The organism is Marinobacter sp. (assembly GCF_041690615.1).
In the GTDB taxonomy this organism is placed as follows: Bacteria; Pseudomonadota; Gammaproteobacteria; order Pseudomonadales; family Oleiphilaceae; genus Marinobacter.
In genome coordinates, this window is record NZ_JAWLGY010000008.1 from 41,053 (window position 1) to 59,887 (window position 18,835).

General features: G+C 63.3%; 10 protein-coding genes. 5 read left to right on the forward strand and 5 right to left on the reverse strand.

Translation table 11 applies throughout. From position 1 onward, the window contains the following. The first annotated feature begins 69 nt into the window (after positions 1–69). Positions 70–801: an oxygen-insensitive NADPH nitroreductase gene (gene nfsA, locus ACESMZ_RS07710; RefSeq protein ID WP_372972442.1), complete on the forward strand. Its 732-nt coding sequence runs from the start codon at positions 70–72 to the stop codon at positions 799–801. Between the two features lie 99 nt (positions 802–900). On the opposite strand, the gene ACESMZ_RS07715 is transcribed toward nfsA, so the two are convergent. Next, entirely contained in the window at positions 901–2,535 is a 1,635-nt protein-coding gene (locus ACESMZ_RS07715; RefSeq protein ID WP_372972443.1) for a long-chain-fatty-acid--CoA ligase, read from the reverse strand. A 236-nt stretch (positions 2,536–2,771) separates the two neighbouring features. On the opposite strand from ACESMZ_RS07715, the gene ACESMZ_RS07720 reads away from it, so the two are divergent. Beyond that, positions 2,772–3,737, forward strand: coding sequence for an SLAC1 anion channel family protein (locus ACESMZ_RS07720; protein WP_372972444.1), 966 nt, complete (start codon positions 2,772–2,774; stop codon positions 3,735–3,737). A 19-nt stretch (positions 3,738–3,756) separates the two neighbouring features. Here the strand turns inward: ACESMZ_RS07720 and ACESMZ_RS07725 are convergent, their stop codons facing one another. The 4 genes from ACESMZ_RS07725 to ACESMZ_RS07740 all read right to left on the reverse strand — a co-directional run bounded on the left by ACESMZ_RS07725 (position 3,757) and on the right by ACESMZ_RS07740 (position 9,092). Then, complete coding sequence (locus tag ACESMZ_RS07725; RefSeq protein ID WP_372972445.1) at positions 3,757–4,482, reverse strand: HNH endonuclease family protein; 726 nt, start codon at positions 4,480–4,482, stop codon at positions 3,757–3,759. Positions 4,483–4,595: 113 nt separating this feature from the next. Further along, entirely contained in the window at positions 4,596–6,848 is a 2,253-nt protein-coding gene (locus ACESMZ_RS07730; protein ID WP_372972446.1) for a helicase C-terminal domain-containing protein, read from the reverse strand. After that, positions 6,845–8,563, reverse strand: a complete 1,719-nt coding sequence (locus ACESMZ_RS07735; RefSeq protein WP_372972447.1) for a VRR-NUC domain-containing protein — start codon at positions 8,561–8,563, stop codon at positions 6,845–6,847. Before ACESMZ_RS07735 ends, ACESMZ_RS07730 begins: the two co-directional genes overlap by 4 nt. A 94-nt stretch (positions 8,564–8,657) precedes the next feature. Beyond that, positions 8,658–9,092 carry a DUF4864 domain-containing protein gene (locus ACESMZ_RS07740; protein ID WP_372958432.1) on the reverse strand — a complete coding sequence of 145 codons (435 nt, stop codon included), beginning with the start codon at positions 9,090–9,092 and terminating at the stop codon, positions 8,658–8,660. A gap of 214 nt (positions 9,093–9,306) precedes the next feature. On the opposite strand from ACESMZ_RS07740, the gene recC reads away from it, so the two are divergent. Genes recC through recD form a run of 3 tightly spaced genes read left to right on the forward strand, consistent with a single transcriptional unit; the run spans position 9,307 to position 18,829 of the window. Then, a complete protein-coding gene (gene recC / locus ACESMZ_RS07745) occupies positions 9,307–12,897 on the forward strand; it encodes an exodeoxyribonuclease V subunit gamma (RefSeq protein ID WP_372958433.1) in 3,591 nt (1,196 codons plus the stop codon). Then, on the forward strand, positions 12,894–16,592 hold the full coding sequence (gene recB / locus ACESMZ_RS07750; RefSeq protein ID WP_372958434.1) for an exodeoxyribonuclease V subunit beta: 3,699 nt from the start codon (positions 12,894–12,896) through the stop codon (positions 16,590–16,592). Before recC ends, recB begins: the two co-directional genes overlap by 4 nt. Then, entirely contained in the window at positions 16,589–18,829 is a 2,241-nt protein-coding gene (recD, locus tag ACESMZ_RS07755) for an exodeoxyribonuclease V subunit alpha (protein WP_372972448.1), read from the forward strand. The genes recB and recD overlap by 4 nt, the downstream gene beginning before the upstream one ends. Positions 18,830–18,835 lie beyond the last annotated feature (6 nt).

Sequence of the window (18,835 nt, forward strand, 5' to 3'; positions counted from 1 at the left end):
GTAGAATGCTCTCTTTTCGGTGACAGGACGTACACCCGTACACTCACGATCTGAAACCAGAGAGACGCCATGAACGAGGTTATCGATTTACTGAAATCACACCGCTCGATCCGCAAATTCAAAGAGCAGAAGATTCCCAGAGAGACCTTCCTGGAGCTGATCCGCGCCGGTCAGAGTGCGGCCACGTCCAACCACGTGCAGGCCTACTCCATCATCCACGTGACCAGTCCGGAGAAGCGGGCGCAAATCGCCGAGCTGGCCGGTGGCCAGAAGTACGTGGAAACCTGCTCCCATTTCCTGGTGTTCTGCGCCGATATGAAGCGCCCCACCGACTCCGCCGAGCGGGCCGGGGCCGAGGTGATCCGCGGCATGACCGAGCAATTCCTGGTGGCCAGCGTGGACACTGCGCTGATGGCCCAGAACGTGGTGGTGGCTGCCGAGTCCGAGGGCCTGGGTATCTGCTACATTGGCGGCATCCGTAACAACCCCACCGAAATCAGCGATCTGCTGAAACTGCCTGAGCACGTCTACCCGGTGTTCGGTCTGTGTCTGGGCTACCCGGACCAGGATCCGGACGTGAAACCCCGGCTGCCGGTAGAGAGCATCCTGATGGAAGATGAATACCGGGAAGACACCGGCTCAGTGGACGGTTTCGATGATGTGATGCGCACCTACTATGGCGAGCGCGTTGGCGGCACCAAGGACACCAACTGGTCCGAGCAGCTAAGCCCGTTGTTCAATGCCAAGCTGCGCCCCCACATGCGGGAGTTCCTGCTCAAGCGGGGCTTTGAACTGAAGTAAGCCGGCGTTCACCGCCAACAAAAAAGAGCCGCCGGGGTGACCCGACGGCTCTTTTTGTATTCGAGGCCCTGGCGAAACCTCAGGTCCCGCCATCCCGCCTCACTCGGTGGGCAGTTTATAGTCCTTGAAGTTCTCCCGCAGCTTGGCCTTCTGCAGCTTGCCGGTGGCACCGTGGGGCAGTTCGTCCACGAACACCACGTCATCCGGCAACCACCACTTGGCCACCCGTTCCTCCAGGAACTGGAGCACTTCCTCTTTGGTCACTTCCGCGTCTGGCTCTTTCACCGCCACCAACAGCGGTCGCTCCTGCCACTTCTCGTGACGGATACCTATCACAGCCGCTTCCGCCAGCTTGGGATGGGCGATGGCTTCGTTCTCCAGGTCGATGGAGCTGATCCATTCGCCACCGGACTTGATCACGTCCTTCACCCGGTCCACGATTTCCATAAAGCCATCCGGCGAGATCACCGACACGTCGCCGGTGTGGAACCAGCCATCCTTGTCGATGGCCTTCTTCGTGGCTTCCTCGTTTTCGTAGTAGCCACTGATCACGGCGTTGCCACGAACCAGCAGCTCTCCCTGGGACTCGCCGTCGTGGGGCAGGTCGTTGCCCTCGGCGTCGACAATCTTCATTTCCACACCGAACATCAGACGACCCTGGGTACCACGGAGTTTCAGCTCCTTCTCCCAGTCACCACCACGCTGACTCGGCCGCGGTGTGGCTACGGTGCCCAGCGGGCTCATCTCGGTCATGCCCCAGCCCTGGATGGCTTCGACGTTATGCTTCTCCTTGAACTCCTGGATCATCGCCTTGGGCAGGGCCGAACCACCGATCAGGGTGCGCTTGAGGGTGCTGAAGGTCTCGCCCTTCTGGCGCTTGTGGGCCAGCAGCCCCAGCCACACGGTGGGTACGCCCCAGGCATCGGAAACCTTTTCGTCCTCGATCAGGTTGGACAGGCTCTCTCCGTCCAGGGCCGGCCCCGGGAACACCAGTTTCACGCCGGCAATCAGGCCAAAGTAGGGCGTACCCCAGGCGTTAACGTGGAACATGGGCACCACCGGCAGGATGGTGGAGTTCTCATCGATGGGAACACCGGAAATGCTCAGCACGAACAGGGCGTGGAGCACGTTGGAGCGATGGCTGTAGAGCACGCCTTTCGGGTTGCCGGTGGTACCGGAGGTGTAGCACAGGGACGAGGCGGTGTTCTCGTCAAATTCCGGCCACTCGAACTGATCGGATTCACCCTTGATGAGGGTCTCGTAGCAGTATACCCGCGGCAGGCTGGTCTCTGGCATGTTGGCTTCGTCGGTCATCACCACAAAGCCCTCCACATCCGGGAAGTGCTCGTAGAGCTTCTCCAGCAGTGGCAGGAAGGTCAGGTCCACGAAGATGAACTTGTCTTTCGCGTGGTTGACGATGTAGATCAGCTGATCTGCCGGCAGGCGCGGGTTCATGGTGTGGCAAATGGCGCCCATACCGGAGCTGGCGTAATAAACTTCCAGGTGCCGGTAGTTGTTCCAGGCGATGGTGCCGATACGATCTTCCTCGCTGGCACCCAGCTTTTTCAGGGCATTGGCCAGCTGGCGGGTACGCTGGGCCATTTCCGGATAGGTGTAGCGATGGATGCCTCCCTCGGTGGTACGGGAAACAATCTCCTGGTCCGGGTAGTTACCGGCCGCGAATTCCAGAATCTGGGAAATGAGCAGGGGGCGATTCATCATCAAGCCGTGCATGGCTTTTCTCCTTTATTCTTGTGCTCTGAAGGTGAATGTTATTCCGGTTGTTGTTATCGGTACGGATACGATATAGCGGTGGATTGGATGGAGGCAACCCGGATGATTGATTTTCTCAGCCATTGTTGAACTTTTGGCCAATATCCCGGTTGGCAAGGTGACTTTGTCACTGTGTGCCTTTACCAGAGCGGCTATCTTTGAGGAAGGTAAACATTCCGAACAGAGGTAGACGTCGTATGGAACAGGTGCACCCATCCAGGTTACAGAACTTTCCCATCTCGTGGTTTGCCATGGTGATGGGGCTCAGCGGTTTCACCATTGCCTGGCACCGGGCCGAAACCATACTGGAACTGCCCTGGGGAGTCAGCCCTGTGCTGCTGGTCGTCACCATCGGCATTTTCGCCCTGCTGGGTCTTTGCTACCTGGCCAAGGCTGTGCGCTACTGGCCACAGGTCAAAGGCGAGTTCGGCCATCCTATCAAGCTGAACTTTTTTCCCACCATTTCCATAGGGCTGATCCTGATCAGTATCGCGCTACTGCCCTACAGTGAGGGGGTATCGCTGGTGGTCTGGGCCTTGGGCACCGTGCTGCACCTGGCATTCACCCTCTATGTGTTGTCGGCCTGGATTCACCACACCCATTTTGAAATCAACCATATGAACCCGGCGTGGTTCATACCCATTGTGGGCAATATCCTGGTGCCTATTGCCGGAGTGCACCACGCATCGCCGGAGATCTCCTGGTTCTTCTTCAGTATCGGCCTGGTGTTCTGGCTGGTGCTGCTGACCATCATCTTCTACCGGATGTTTTTCCATAACCCGTTGCCTGGCAAGCTGCTTCCAACGCTGTTTATCCTGATTGCACCACCGGCGGTGGGATTCATTTCCTGGGTACAGCTGACCGGGTCGCTGGACAGCTTTGCCCGCATTCTTTACTACGCTGCTGCGTTCCTGACCCTGATGCTGCTGACCCAGGGGCGGCGGTTCCTGAAACTGGAATTCTTCCTGTCCTGGTGGGCCTATTCGTTCCCCATGGCCGCCATCACCATCGCCACACTGCTGATGTATGCGCAGCTGCAACTGCCGTTCTTCCGGGGCCTGGCCATGGTATTGCTGGGGCTGCTGACACTGCTGATTGGCGTGCTGTTGTATCGCACCGGCAAGGCGGTGGCACGGCGGGAGATCTGTATCGAGGAAGGGTAGGATTCTTTGGGGCCGGACCTCAACGTGAGACCCGGACCCCACATTGTTCAACCTGACGACGCAGGTTATTCATTTCGCGGCTGGACGGCTCCAGGCTGTAGACCTTTACGATCCGCAGGAACCTGGCCACGTACTGGCACCGGCCCGCGGGTGGCAGCCACTGATCCGGGCCCCGGGCGCCCTTGCTGCGATTGAGGCTGGACTCCACCGGCATCAGGTTGACCGGATCATTGGCAAAGTCCTCACGGCGATCCCGGGACCAGTCGCTGGCACCCCGTTCCCAGGCCCAGGCCAGGGGCACCACATGGTCGATATCCACATCACCCGCGTTCTGCAACACATTACCGGTAAACAGTGAGATCCAGCGGCCGGTAACCACCCGGCAACGGCGCTCGTCGGCGAACCGCACCTGGGTGGTGGAGGTGGCAATCAACGCCTCGGCGCGGCTGTCCTGACAGTCACCATCCCGGTCGTCCCAGCCATGGCCGAATTCGCTGCGCTGGTAGCCCTTGCTGTCCGGTTCGTTACCGGAGCGGCCGATACCATCGGGCAAACGACCACCCGCAGCCAGGCAGGCATCGATATCCTGGTAAGGGGTAAAGTTCTTTGTACGTTCATACCAGGGACTGTGTGGCGGATGACACAGGCCCGAGGAGGACTGCTTGATTGTGGCAACTGCATCTGCTGCCGGGATCAGCCCCAGCAGGAGTACGGCCACCAGGCTTCGACAACGAACTGAAACCATGGATTTTCCAGAGACAACAGGTAATTCGGAGGGCTAACGGAGGTTGACCCTCATCCTGGCGGGCATTCTACGGACGTGTTCGCAGACCGTCACCTTACGGAAGAAATTCTGTATCAGTTTTCAAACCACCACCCGGGGAGCATGGCCCGGTTGGCCGGCTGCAGGAAGCGGTCATCGATCAGCCAGATCACCCCCTGGTCCTCTGGTGTGCGTATCACCCGCCCTGCGGCCTGGGCCACTTTCTGCAAGCCCGGGATGCGGTAGGTGTAGTCGTACCCGGCGCCGAATCGCTGCTCCAGCCGATCCTTCAGGATCTCGTGCCAGGGGTCAAAGGGCGGCAACCCCAGGGTGGCCACGAAAGCGCCGATCAGCTGGTCCCCGGGCAGGTCGATGCCCTCGCTGAACACGCCACCCAATACCGCGAAGGCGACCGCTGGCCGGGGCGACTGGAACCCCGCCAGGAAGTCCTGCCGCGCATGCTGGTCCATTCCGGACAACTGCCGGCGCTGGGGAACGTCTGGCGCTTCGGTGGCCAGGGCATCGGCCACCTGCTTCAGGTAGTCAAAACTGCTGAAAAAGGCCAGGTAGTGCCCCGGACGTTCCCGGAACTGCCGGGCAATCAGCGCCGCAATGGGAGACAGGGACGCCTGCCGGTCCGGTTTTCGGGTACTGATGCGGGGCGTGAACTGCACCTGCAGCTGGTCCGCCCGGAAAGGGCTGGGGAGCGAGGTAAACCGCGTGTCCTCCGGCAGCCCCAGCAGATCCCGGTGATAGACCCCCGGGGTAAGGGTGGCGGAGAACATCAGCACCGAATCCAGGCTGGCAAATCGCGGGGCGAGAAAATCTGCCGGCACCAGGTTCTGGATGGTGACGCTGGCCCGCCCCCGGCCAGTGCGGTGAAATTCACACAGGGAATGGTCGCCAAACTGGTCCGCCAGTTTCAGGAAGGCCACGCTCTCGAACAACAGCTCTTGCAGCGCCAGGTCCGGTGGATTGTCTGCCAGGTAGTCGGTCAACGCCGATATCAGCCCCTGCAGCGCCGGGAGCAGCCGCACCGGCAGCTGATCCAGGAAGACCGGCCGGTTGCCGGCTCCCTCCTGCTCCCGCACCAGCTCCTGCCAGGCCCGGGCAACCCGGTTCAGCGGGCCTTTCAGGATCTTCGGGGCCAGACGCTTTACCCGTAACAAACGCTGCTGGTCCAGCCGCACGGAATACATGCCCCGGGCCCGGTCCACCAGATTGTGGGCTTCGTCCACCAGCAGGCCTGCCCGCCACTGGTTCTGCTGGACCAGGGCATGGAGCAGCGCCGACTGGTCGAACATGCGGTTGACGTCGGCAACAACCACATCGCACCAGCGGGCCATTTCCTGGGCCAGGAAATAGGGGCAGATATCATGGCCCACTGCGATGGTGGCCAGCCGTTCCCGGGTCAGGGGTTCGCGCACCTGCACCGCCTCGGCTCGGGCCTCCGGCAGACGGTCAAAAAAACCCTTGGCCAGGGGGCAGGAATCGCCGTGGCAGGCCTTGTCCGGATGCTCGCAGGCGTCGTCTTTCGAGACAAGTTCCAGGGTGCGCAGGGGCCAGTGCCCGGGTTCCGGCTGGGCAGCCCGCATGGCTTCCACCGCCGAAACCGCCAGCTGTCGGGCGGTATTGCGACAGGTGAGATAGAACAGCCGGTCCTGCCGGCCCGCCGGCAGGGCCATCAGCGATGGAAACAGGGTGCCCAGGGTCTTGCCAAGGCCCGTTGGCGCTTCCAGCAGCAGGCTCCGTGACTGAACCGCATTGCGGTAAACGGTCTCCGCCAGCTGCCGCTGCCCGGCACGAAACTCGGCGAACGGGAAGCGCAAGGTGGCAAGACGGTCATCCCGCTGCTCGCGGTGACGCTCCTCCTGTTCGGCCCAGTCCCTGTAGGCGCTGCACAAAGCCTCCAGCTCCTGCCAGAGCTCCTCCGCCGTGGCGGTTTCCGTCACCGCCGACTCCTTGTCCCTGCCGGTATCGTAGTAGACCAGTGAAAGCCTGAGCTTCTTGCGGTCTTCCTGGCGGCACAGCAGCGCCCCGTAGGCCCGCAACTGCGACCGGTGGAGGGCACGCTGGTGTTCCCGGATGCGGGACAGGTCGCCCCGGTGGGTCTTGATCTCCTCCAGCAACCCCTTGTGTGGGTTATAGAGGTCTGCGCGACCAGAAAGCTGAAGCCCCTGGCAGTTACCGGTGATCAGGTACTCACTCTCGTAGCCATACCCGCGCCGGGCCTGTACTGACTGATGACCGGCGATACCCTCCCCCGCCGTGGGGGCCGGGGTATATCGGAAGTCGAGGTCGCCCCTGCGGGCAGCAAATTCACAGAGGGTTCGCACGGCGACTTTCATAGCGAGGAATCGGGGACAGGCTCAGAGGCGTCCTGCCAGCGCACGTAGCAAACCCGGGCAGCAATGCCCTGCTGGGCGAAGAATGCCAACCACCGGCGCTGGTGATCCTGCAGCCGATCACCGGGGCCTTTCACCTCGATCATTTCGTAGCGCTGGTCCGGGTTCGCCGCATCCGGCATAAAGCGGATCAGGTCCGGGAAACCACTGCGGTGCTCCTTCAGGTTACTGAGCAGGCGATGGAACAACACCTTCAGGTGACCTGCCGGTATGCAGTTCAGGGCCAGTCGAAGCAGGTTATCGGTCATTACCTGCCAGTTCACGAAGGGGTTGGCCAGGCCCTGTTTGCGCTGGCAGGTCTCGATAATAATCTGCCTGTAGGCGTCTCTCTCCAGGTTTGCCAGGGCCGCATCGAGCAATTCCCGACGCCGGGGCACGAAATCCTCCCGGGTCAGGTCCGCCGGCCCCACATGGAACGGGTGGAAGAAGGCTCCTGGCACCGGCGCAAAGATGACATCCCAGCACAACAAACCGAACAGGCCGTTGATCAGGGTGTTCTCCACATAGAAAACCGGCTGGTGATCCCGCCAGAGGTACTGCTGAACCGCCAGCTCCACCGGGGCGCCGGTGAAGGGTGCTGTGATAAGGAATTCGTCTGGCGACGGCGCTTCCGGCAAGGTGGGTAAGGGCTCTCCCACCTTGCGGGCCAGCCGCTTCAGGATTCGCGTCAGGCCCTGGGCTTCGGCATCACCGAGTTCCCTGGTTTGCCACTGGCTGGCAATGGCCCAGGCCTCGTCAAAACGCTTCATTCGTTCCAGCAGACGCAACTGCTTGAGCCGGGCTTCCCGATGACGGCTTTCCGCCAGCGCCGCCAGGGCGAGCTCCCGGTTACCCTGGCGCTCCGCCTGGCGGCCAAGCTCCAGCAGAAGCCGGTCCCGGCGGCTGGTGAGCCAGGCATTATCCATGGCGGCCGGCACCTGCGGCCACACATCCTCAACCGACCGGCCCTCATCCAGCGACTCACGGCACTGGTGCATGGTGAGGTAGCAATCCACATCTTCCCTGCGCTGGAAGGCCCGGGATTCCGGAGTGAAAGGCACCTCTTCGTACTGCTGGTAGCCCAGCTCCACCAGCACAAAATCCGACCAGCTCTGGCGCAAATTGCCGAAGAACATCAGACGAACCCGATCAAACAGGGGCATATGCCCCAGACGTACCAGATCGTTGCCCAGATGCGGCAGCCAGTGGGTGAGGTCAATCTCACGCAGGTAGTCCACCAGTACCGACTTCATGCGCCCTTTGGGCATGGCAGGGGAATGGCCCAGGTCAGCCAGCTGGCCAGCAAGGGCCGGGCGCAACTCCGCCAGGGTGAACAGGCGAAACAGTTCGTCGATGGTGACCCGCTCTACCGGCTCCACCCAGCCCGTTTCTGTCAGCTCGTCCATGGCCACCGGCTCGGGTTCCGGCAGCTCGGGATAACGCAGCTTGCCCACCCGGAAAAGCTCACCGGTGCGCATCACCATGCGGGTCAGCAACGCCCGGGCGGAAACAGACAGACGACCAAACCCGTCCAGGCGCTCGCGTTCGTCGTCAGTCAGCAGATCGCCGTGGTAATGACCCACCCAGTTCACCACGGCTTCCATGTTTTCCAGATAGTACAGCGGGTTATCCAGGTCCGCCGCTCGCAGGCGCTGACCGGGAGATTCAGAGGATTTCATCGATGAAGGGAATAACCTGTCGGGAATGGCATCAACCACCAACTCTACGATGGACTTGAATCCGTCTCAAGGCACAACTCACGCCTTTAATACTTCAGATACCCATATCCACCGGCATCAGCCGTACACCGCCCACTTTCCAACCGTTCTCCGCCGGCACCATCCGGTAATAGGCATCCCAAAGGCGGCCCTCGGGGCCCTGCAGGCGTACTACCTGGATGTCGAAGTGGTCGTGGGGTACCCGCTGCCGAAAGCGGATGGCCGTGGCCCGGTGGACCGGGGGATAGACCAACCGAACCATCTGTAGGAAGGTTTCCGGCGAACGGAAACGTCGCTGGATACCAGCGGAAGCCTGCTCCCAGGCGGCAAGCTCGTCGTCATTGGCAAAGGCTTCAATCTGGGTGAGGATCACATCCTGAATGGCATCGTCCGTTTCATCAGCCAGGGGTGACACGGAGATCATGGCCACAAGCCCGGTTAACACCAACAGGACTGGCAGGCCAACCCGCGTGCGCTGTCGTTTATCCATCAGGTGCCCCTCCGCTTTGGATCGTTTACGGATGTACGCGCAGCGCCCCTGAGCGGATGGCAAATGTGAACGCTTTTTGACCAATTATAGGCCAGGATTTCCCATCCTGTGCGACCGGCATTGTCGCGCGGAACATGGACAATCACATCGGCAATCCGCTGCCAGTTACGGTAACCTTTGTGGCAGCATTACGAACGACCCGACCCGGAGCACCATGACCGATCACACCAGCATCCAGCCCGGCTTCCATGCCATCCACGCCAACCACCTGGAGGATCTGCGCCGGGCCGTGGTGTACCTGTGCCGGCAGACGCCAATGCCGCCGCTGGAGAATGAGACCTTCCTGGTCCAGAGCAACGGCATCGCCCAGTGGCTGAAACTGGCACTGGCGGAAAAGGCCTCCGACGACGGCACTGAAGGCGGCCTGGGCATTGCCGCCGGCATGGACTTCCTGTTCCCGGCCCGGTTTATCTGGCAGGCCTACCGGGCCGTGTTGCCGGAGGGCGAAGTGCCGGAAACCTCCCCCTTCGACAAGCGCCGGCTGGTGTGGCGTCTCTACCGGCTGCTGCCGGAACTGGTCAGCGACGACGGAGCCTTCCTGCCCCTGGGCCGGTTTCTGGAGGGCAGCGACCCGGACCTGCGGGCCTTCCAGCTGGCAGAGAAGGTGGCAGACCTGTTCGACCAGTACCAGGTGTTCCGGGCCGACTGGCTCAGTGCCTGGGAACAGGGCCGGGAAATCATGATTACCGCGAGGGGTGAGGAAAAGCCACTGCAGGCGGAAACCCTCTGGCAGCCCAGACTGTGGCAAGCCCTGGTCCGGGATGTGGACGAGCTTTCCCACACCAGTCGCTCCCGTATTCACACCCGCTTTATGGCGCTGGGCCAGCAGTCCTCCGAGCTGGCGAATCCGCATCGTCTACCGAAGCGTATCGTGGTGTTCGGGGTGTCGTCCCTGCCCCGACAGGCCCTGGAAGCCCTCCATGTGCTCAGCCGCTTCAGCCAGGTGGTGCTGTGTGTCCACAACCCCAGCCAGTTCTACTGGGCGGACATTATCAGCGACCGGGACCTGCTCAACGCCCGGCGTCGCCGGGGCCGCCAGCACCCCACCCTGTCCGCCGCCGACCCGGACCAGCTGCACCAGCACGCCAACCCGCTGCTGGCCGCCTGGGGCAAGCAGGGGCGGGACTATATCCGGTTGCTGGACGAGTTCGACAACCCGGAGGAATACGGCGAACAATTCCGCACCCCGGATAACCGGATCGACGTCTTCTCCGAACACGGCAACCCGGAGGCACAGCAGCTGCTGCACCAGCTGCAGAACGACATCTACAACCTGACCCCGCTGCGGGAAATCCGCGAACAGCACCGGACGCTGGACCCGGCCAGTGATCGTTCCCTGGCCTTCCACGATGCCCACAGCCCCCAACGGGAAGTGGAGATTCTCCACGACCAGCTGCTGGCCGCCTTCAATGACGACGCCACCCTGCGGCCCCGGGACGTGATCGTGATGGTGCCGGACATCAACGTCTATGCACCCCACATCCAGGCCGTGTTTGGCCGCCACGGCCCCGGCAACACCCGGCATATTCCCTTCACCATCTCCGACCAGGGCCAGCGTCACCATGAACCGGTGCTGATTGCCCTGGAGACGCTGATGGGCCTGCCCCGCAGCCGCTTTGCCGTGAGCGAGATCCTCAGCCTGCTGGAAGTGCCGGGCATCCGCCAGCGCTTCGGCATCACCGAAGAGGACATCCCCCTGGCCCGGCGCTGGGTGGAGGGCGCGAATATTCGCTGGGGCCTGCATCGCCAGCAGCGGGAAAGCCTGGAGCTGCCCGGCGACCTGGCCCGCAACACCTGGCAGTCAGGGCTTCGCGCCATGCTGCTGGGTTACGGCATGGGAGACGATGAGCCCTGGTCCGGCGTGGAACCCTACGCCGAGGTCGGCGGCCTGCAGGCAGACCTGGCCGGGAGGCTGTCGGATTTTGTGGGTCAACTGGAGAACCTCTGGCAAGAACTGCTGACGCCCCGCACCCCGGAACAGTGGGAAGCCCTGTTCTCGCAAATGCTGGGGCAATTCTTCCAGGACCTGGAGGGTAACGATCTGCGGTTGATCAACCGCTTCCGCCGCCACCTGGAACAGTGGCTGGACGATGCCCTGGCGGCGGGTCTGGGGGAAACCTCGCTACCTCTCAATATCGTCAAGGATGTGCTTTTGGAAGGCCTCGACGAAAGCGGCCTGAACCAGCGCTTCCTGGCCGGCAAGGTTAACTTTGCGACCCTGATGCCCATGCGGGCCATTCCCTTTCGGGTGGTGTGCCTGCTGGGCATGAATGACGGCGACTACCCCCGATCCCGGCCGCCGGTGGACTTTGATCTGATGGCCAACGACTACCGCCCGGGGGACCGCTCCCGGCGGGAAGACGACCGCTACCTGTTCCTGGAAGCCCTGCTGTCCGCCCGGGAGCAACTCTACATCAGCTGGGTAGGGCGCAGTATCCGGGACGACTCCGAGCGGCCGCCCTCGGTACTGGTAAGCCAGCTGCAGGACCACCTGGACAGTCTCTGGCAGGTGGACGGCAAGCCGGACCAGTCCGTCACAGCGGGCCTTACTACCTGCCACCCGCTGCAACCCTTCAGCCGGGCCTATTTTCCACAGGCCAACGGCCAGCAACCGGCGCCGGACAGCCCGCCCCGGCCCCTGGCGGAGATCCTGCGGGAGCGCAACCTGTTCACCTACGAACAGGAGTGGCGCAGTGCCCATGGCACCGAAACCGCTGACCAGCCGGATGACAGCGCCCTGCCCTGGCAACCACCGGAGGAACCCCTGACCTTTGGGGAACTGGCCAACTTCCTCAAACGGCCGGTGGAAACCTTCTTCCAGCGCCGGTTACAGGTCCGGTTTGAAGGCGTGGAAGACGATGATACCGACAACGAGAATTTCGACCTGGATGGCCTGGACCGCTGGCGCCTGGACCAGGAACTGATCACCGAGGCGGTGCTCAAGTCAGGGGATGAACAGGAACTGCAGCAGCATACCCAAACCACCCTGGACCGGATGGCCCGCCGGGGCGACCTGGGCATGGGGCTCACCGAACACCGCCTTCGGGAAACCCTGGCGGAGCGCCTGCCGGACCTCTATCAACGCTATCGGCAAGCGCTGGCAGAATGGCCGGAAGCCTTGCCGGAGCCGGTCACCTTCCAGCACGGTTTCAGCAATGCCACGGGGTCGGTGGAAGTGCTCGATCTGATTGACGGCTTGCGCCGAAACCCGGAGGGCCAGCTATGCCGGCTGGTGGTCTCCCGCTCCAGCCTGCTGTCCGGCTCGGGCCACCAGAAGAAAGTGCGCTACGCCAACCTGATGGCGGACTGGGTGATCCACCTGGCCGGCCAGCTCGCGGGCCAGCCCTTCCAGACCCGGATACTCGGCAAGGAGGAAGGTCGTGGCTTTACCTTCGCCCCCCTGCCCCCGGACCAGGCCCGCCTGCACCTGGATGCTATCCTCGCTGCCTGGATGCAGGCCACCACCCGCGCCCTGCCGCTGCACTGCGAGGCGGCCTTCGCCTGGATCTACAGCTTCTACCAGAGCAAGAAGTACCGGGGCGACCACGACAAGGCCATTGAAGATGCCTGCGCCGCTTTCGAAACCGCCCTCGGGCGGGACCCGGGTTATCTTCGCCGGGCCTTTGACGCCCCGGCAGATCTGGTCAACGAAGCCTTTGAAGGCCTGCTGCACCAGCTCTACCTGCCCCTGTGGGAATCCGAGCAGGGCAAGTCCGCCCGTGAACAGATCGAGGGCCAGTCATGAACCGTAGTGCCACCCTCAACCCCCTTTCCCTGCCCCTGAACGGGAGCACCCTGATCGAGGCCAGCGCCGGCACCGGCAAGACCTTTACCATTGCCATTCTCTATGTGCGCCTGGTGCTGGGCCATGGCCAGCCGGAGGGTAGCCCCCTGGGCAAGGGGGTTGATCCCCCCAACCTGCTGGTGGTGACGTTCACCGAGGCTGCCACCAAGGAGCTTCGGGACCGTATTCGTGCGCGGCTGACCCAGGCGGCAGAGGTGTTTTCCGACAACCCGGATGATCCGGATCCGCCCGCCGAGACCGCCCTGATCTACCAGCTGCGGGACCAGGATTACCCGGATCCGGCCACCTGGCCTGAATGCCGCAAGCGACTGTTGCTGGCGGCGGAGTGGATGGACGAGGCCGCCGTGTCCACCATCCACGGCTGGTGCAACCGCATGCTCAGCGAGCATGCCTTTGACAGCGGCAGCCTGTTCCGGATCAGCCTGGAGACCGACCAGAGCGAGCTGCTGGACGAGGTGGTACGGGACTACTGGCGCACCTTCGCCTACCCCCTGCCCGCGGAGCTGATGGAAGAGCTGCTGGACCACTGGAAAACCCCGTCAGACCTTCGCAAGGCGGTTCGGAACCTGCTGGCTGAAAAGCCGGCGGCACCCTGCGGCGACATCCACAACGCTATCAAAGCCGCTGTCCGCCAGCGGAAGGATCAGGCGGACGCCCTGAAGGCAATGCCCTGGACCCAGTGGAAAGACGAGGTGATCGACCTGCTCGAAGGCCTCGGCAAACGCCTGCACGGCAGTAGCCGCAAATCCATGGTCACGGCCTGGGACAACCTGCTGGCCTGGGTGGAATCCGACGACCTGCTCCCGGAGGGGCTGGATAAGGCCGGCCTGAAGAATCAGACGCCGGACGTGCTGCCCACCAAGCTCAAGGGCGATGGTCCGGTGCCCCACCACCCGGCCTTTGACGCCATTGCCGAACTGATGGACTTCAGCACCAACCTGCCCAATGCCCGGGCGGATATCCTGCGCCACGCCAGCGGCTGGATCAGCACCCGCCTGGAAGCGGAAAAACAGCAGCGGGCGGAGATGGGCTTCGATGATCTGCTCACCCGCCTGGATGAAGCGCTCAACGGCCCCCGTGGCCCGCAGCTGGCCGCCACCATCCGTCGCCAGTTCCCGGCCGCGCTGATCGACGAATTCCAGGACACAGACCCGGTGCAGTACCGCATCTTCGACCGTATCTACCGGGTCGCCGACAATGACCCGGCCACCTGCCTGCTGATGATCGGCGACCCCAAGCAGGCCATCTATGGCTTCCGGGGCGCGGATATTTACACCTACCTGGAGGCGCGCCAGGGCGTGCAGGACCGCACCTGGACCCTGGGCCGTAACTTCCGCTCCTCCGATGCCATGGTGGCAGCGGTGAACCGGGTGTTCCAGCACGGCGACCAGCAGGCCCGGGACGGAGCCTTCCTGTTTGGCAAGGGCGACAACACACCACTGCCCTTCCAGCCGGTGGCGGCCAACGGCACCAAACGGCAGTGGACGGTTGACGAGGTGGCACAGCCCAGCCTCACCCTGTGGACCCTGGAAAGTGGTGAGGAAAACAAACAGGGTGAGGCGATCACCCTCGCCAAGGGGCGTGCCACTGAACAGGTGGCCGACACCTGCGCCAGCGAGGTGGCAAAACTGCTGACAGCCGGTCAGCAGGGCCAGGCCGGGTTTGCCAACGTGGAAGACCCGGCGGACCTGCAGCCAGTGCAGCCGGGGGATATCGCCATCCTGGTGAACAATCGCAACGAGGCGGCCGCCGTACGGGACGCGCTGCGCCAGCGCCGAATCCGCAGTGTGTATCTCTCTGACCGGGACTCGGTACTCACTTCGCCGGAAGCGGCGGAAATCCTGTGCTGGCTGAAGGCCTTTGCCGAACCCCGACAGCTGTCCCTGGCCCGCACCGCCCTGGCGACGCCGACCCTGGCCCTGCCCTGGCACTACCTGGACCAGCTGCTGACCGACGAGATTGCCCTTGAGCGGGAAATTGACCGCTTTATCGGCTACCACCAGCAGTGGCAAAGCCAGGGCATACTGCCTACCCTGCGCCGCTTCCTGATGGATTTCCAGGTGCCGGGCCGGCTGCTGCAACGGCCCGACGGGGAGCGGCGCCTCACCGACATCCTGCACATTGCCGAGCTGCTGCAGCAGGACAGCCTGCAACTGGATGGTGAGCACGCCCTGGTGCACCACTACACCCAGATCCTGCGGGCCGCCGATGACGAAGACGAACACCGCACCCTGCGGCTGGAAAGTGACGCCGGGCTGGTGAAGGTCATTACCGTGCACAAGTCCAAGGGCCTGGAGTATCCGCTGGTATTCCTGCCCTTCGGCACCGCCTTTCGGGCGGAAAACGAGAAGCAGGCCTTTGTCCGCTACCACGATAACCAGGGGCGCCTGATCACCGTCTTCGACCCGGAACCGGAAGACGTTGCCCAGGCCGACCAGGAACGGCTGGGAGAGGATATCCGCAAGCTTTACGTGGCCCTGACCCGGGCCCGCCACGCCACCTGGGTGGGTGCTGCGGCTATTCCGGACTGGCACAAGAGCGGACTGGGATACCTGCTTGACGGTGTCGGCGAAGCCGACGGCGAACTGACCCGCTGCCTGCAGACGCTGGCCGGGGACGAAACCGCCATCACCGTTACTCCACTCCCGGAAGCCGAGGCCATGGAATACCAGGAACCGGCACCGGAAAGCCTGGGCCCGGCACTGATTTCCCTCCGGCAAGCCCGGGAGGACTGGTGGATCGCCAGTTACTCCTCCATCGAGTACACCGCGCTCTCCGGCACGGGTATCGCATTTGTGGACGAGGCGGAGGACGCCGAGGCCCAGAACCTGATGGAAGAAAGTCGCCAGCAGGAAGACGAAGACATCTATCGCCCGGCCGCCACCGGGCCCCACCAGTTCCCCAGGGGTGCCGGGCCCGGCACCTTCCTTCACGAGGTTCTGGAGTGGTGCACCGCCCAGGATATGGCCACCATTGCCGCCAACCCCGACCGGCTAAGGGACCAGCTTGCCCGCCGCTGCCGGGTTCGGGGCTGGGGTGACTGGGTGGAACCGCTCACCGACTGGTTGGTGAAGGTGCTGACGACGCCCCTCCCCCTGGACCGTGATGGCGAGCAGACCGCCAGCCTCGCTGAACTGACAAACCCGCGCCCGGAGCTGGAATTCTGGTTCGAGAGCCGCAACGTCCCGACCGGCCGACTGGACGACCTGGTCACCAACCAGACCCTGAACGGCGCTGATCGACCCCGGGTCGAAAAGCAACAGTTCAATGGCATGATCAAGGGCTTTATCGACCTGGTGTTCGAGCATCAGGGGCGCTATTACGTGTTGGACTACAAGTCCAACACCCTGGGTGACGACGACCTGGCCTACACCCGCCAGGCCATGGGGGAAGCCATTCTGGAGAAGCGGTACGACCTGCAGTATGTGCTCTACCTGCTGGCCCTGCACCGTCTGCTGAAGGCCCGGCTGCCGGACTACAACTATGAAACCCATATGGGCGGCGCAGTCTACCTGTTCCTGCGGGGCATTGACGGCCCCGCCAGCGGTGCCTTTGCCGACAAGCCACCGAAAGAGCTGATCGAGACCCTGGACGCCCTGTTCGACGGCGACCTCAGCCGGGAGGTAGCAGCATGAGCCGCAAACAGAATCACGACCAGCAGTTCTCCCTGGACCTGGACGAAGCGCCTGCCAGCGAAGTACAACAGGCTTCGCGAGCCGCTGATGTGTCGCCGGCACCAGTGGATGAGGCAACGCCCTTCTCGGGGCTCGCTCAGATGGAAGAGCTGCTGACCCAGTGGCAGGAAACCGGCTGGATCCGCCCCCTGGACCGGGAATTCGCCAGGCTGATTCGCACCCTTTGCCAGGAGCAGGGGGAACAGCCGGAACCCTTGCTGATCCTGCTGGCGGCCCTTACGTCCCATCAGGTGGGCCGCGGCCATGTATGTGTGCATCTGAACACCCTGCTGGAAGCGCCGGCCCGCACCCTGGCCCTGCCCCCGGAAAAGGCCGCCGGCACCGGGCCAGAGCCGACGCCCTTGCCCACCCCCGCGGACCTGATGGCCCGTTTTACCCCAGAGGGTTGTTACCAGGTACTGGAGAATTCCCTTGCCGTCAGCGACGGCGGCCAGTCCACGCCGCTGGTGCTGGACAGCGGCCGCCTCTACCTGCGTCGGTTCTGGCGCTATGAACAACGTATTGCCGAAAGCATCCGCCAACGCCTGGAGCAGCCGTCAGACCTGGACGACCCCGCCTCACCCCAGGGCGAGACGCTTCGCCAGGCTCTGGGCACCCTGTTCCGGCCCCAGCCGGAAGTGGACTACCAGAAGCTCGCCTGCGCCCTGGCCGCCCGCAACCGCTTTGCGGTCATCACCGGCGGACCGGGCACAGGCAAGACCACCACCGTGGTGAACCTGCTGGCGGCATTGCAAGCCGTCGCCGGCACCAGCCCGCAGCGTCAGGGCCGAAAATACCGTATCCGCCTCGCCGCCCCCACCGGCAAGGCGGCCGCACGACTCAACGAATCTATCGGCGGTGCGGTCAGTCGCCTGCCGCTGGCGGAGTTACCGGGCAATGTGCAACAGGCCGATATCCCCACCCGGGTGACCACCCTGCACCGGCTGCTGGGCAGCCGCCCGGACTCCCGCCAGTTCCGCCACCACCGGGACAACCCGCTGCTGGTGGATATCCTGGTGATCGACGAGGCCTCCATGGTGGACGTCGACCTGATGGCCTCGGTGATGGATGCGCTGCCGGCCAGCGCCCACCTGATTCTGCTGGGGGACAAGGACCAGCTGGCGTCCGTGGATGCCGGTGCGGTTCTGGGCGAGCTCTGCCAGCGCGCGCAGGCCGCTCACTACACCCCTGAGACGAGGGAATGGCTGGCTGCCATGACCGGCGACCGTGTGCCGGAGACGTTAATGGACAATGTCGGCCAGCCCATGGACCAGGCGGTGGCCATGCTCCGCAAGAGCTACCGCTTCACCGAAGACAGCGGCATCCGCCAGCTGGCCCAGGCAGTCAACACCAACACACTGGACAGCACCACACTGACAAACCTCCGCCGGGGACACTTTGATGATGTCACAATGCTTCCCTGCGGCCCGACCCCGAATGATACCCGGGCACTGATTTGCCGGCACGCCCTCACCGGCAGCTCCGCAGCCTTCAGCAACCAAGGCCTCGGTCGCATCGTGAATGGCGAGGCACTGCCACCGCCAGTGGGCTACCAGCACTATCTCAAGCTTATGCAGAATCACGACCTGGATGCAGACAGCCCCCGGGAAGACTGGGACCACCTTGCCCAACAGGTACTGGCGGCATTCGGCGACTTCCAGGTGCTCTGTGCCCTGCGTCAGGGCCCCTGGGGCGTGGAAGGCCTGAATGACCTGATTGCCCGCGAACTGACCGCACGCGGCCTGATTCCGAAAGCCGAGGGCTGGTACCGGGGACGGCCCGTGCTGGTAACCGGCAACGACTACAACCTGGGCCTGATGAATGGCGACATCGGCATCACCTTCAGCCTGCCCTGGGGCCAGGACGAAAACGGTCAGCCCTGCGACACCCTCCGGGTCGCCTTCCCCGCCAGCGATGGTAGCAACGACATCCGCTGGATATCCCCCAGCCGCCTGCAGCACCTGGAAACCGTCTACGCCATGACCGTCCACAAGTCCCAGGGCTCGGAGTTCAACCACACCTGCCTGATACTGCCGGACCGGCTCAGCCCGGTAATGACCCGGGAGCTGGTCTACACCGGCATCACCCGTGCCCGCAACTGGTTCAGCCTGATCGCCGGCGACGAAACGGTGCTGTTGGAAAGCGTGGCCCAGCGGGTGGTGCGGGCTTCGGGGCTGGCGGAGCGACTTTGGCGCTGAACAGGA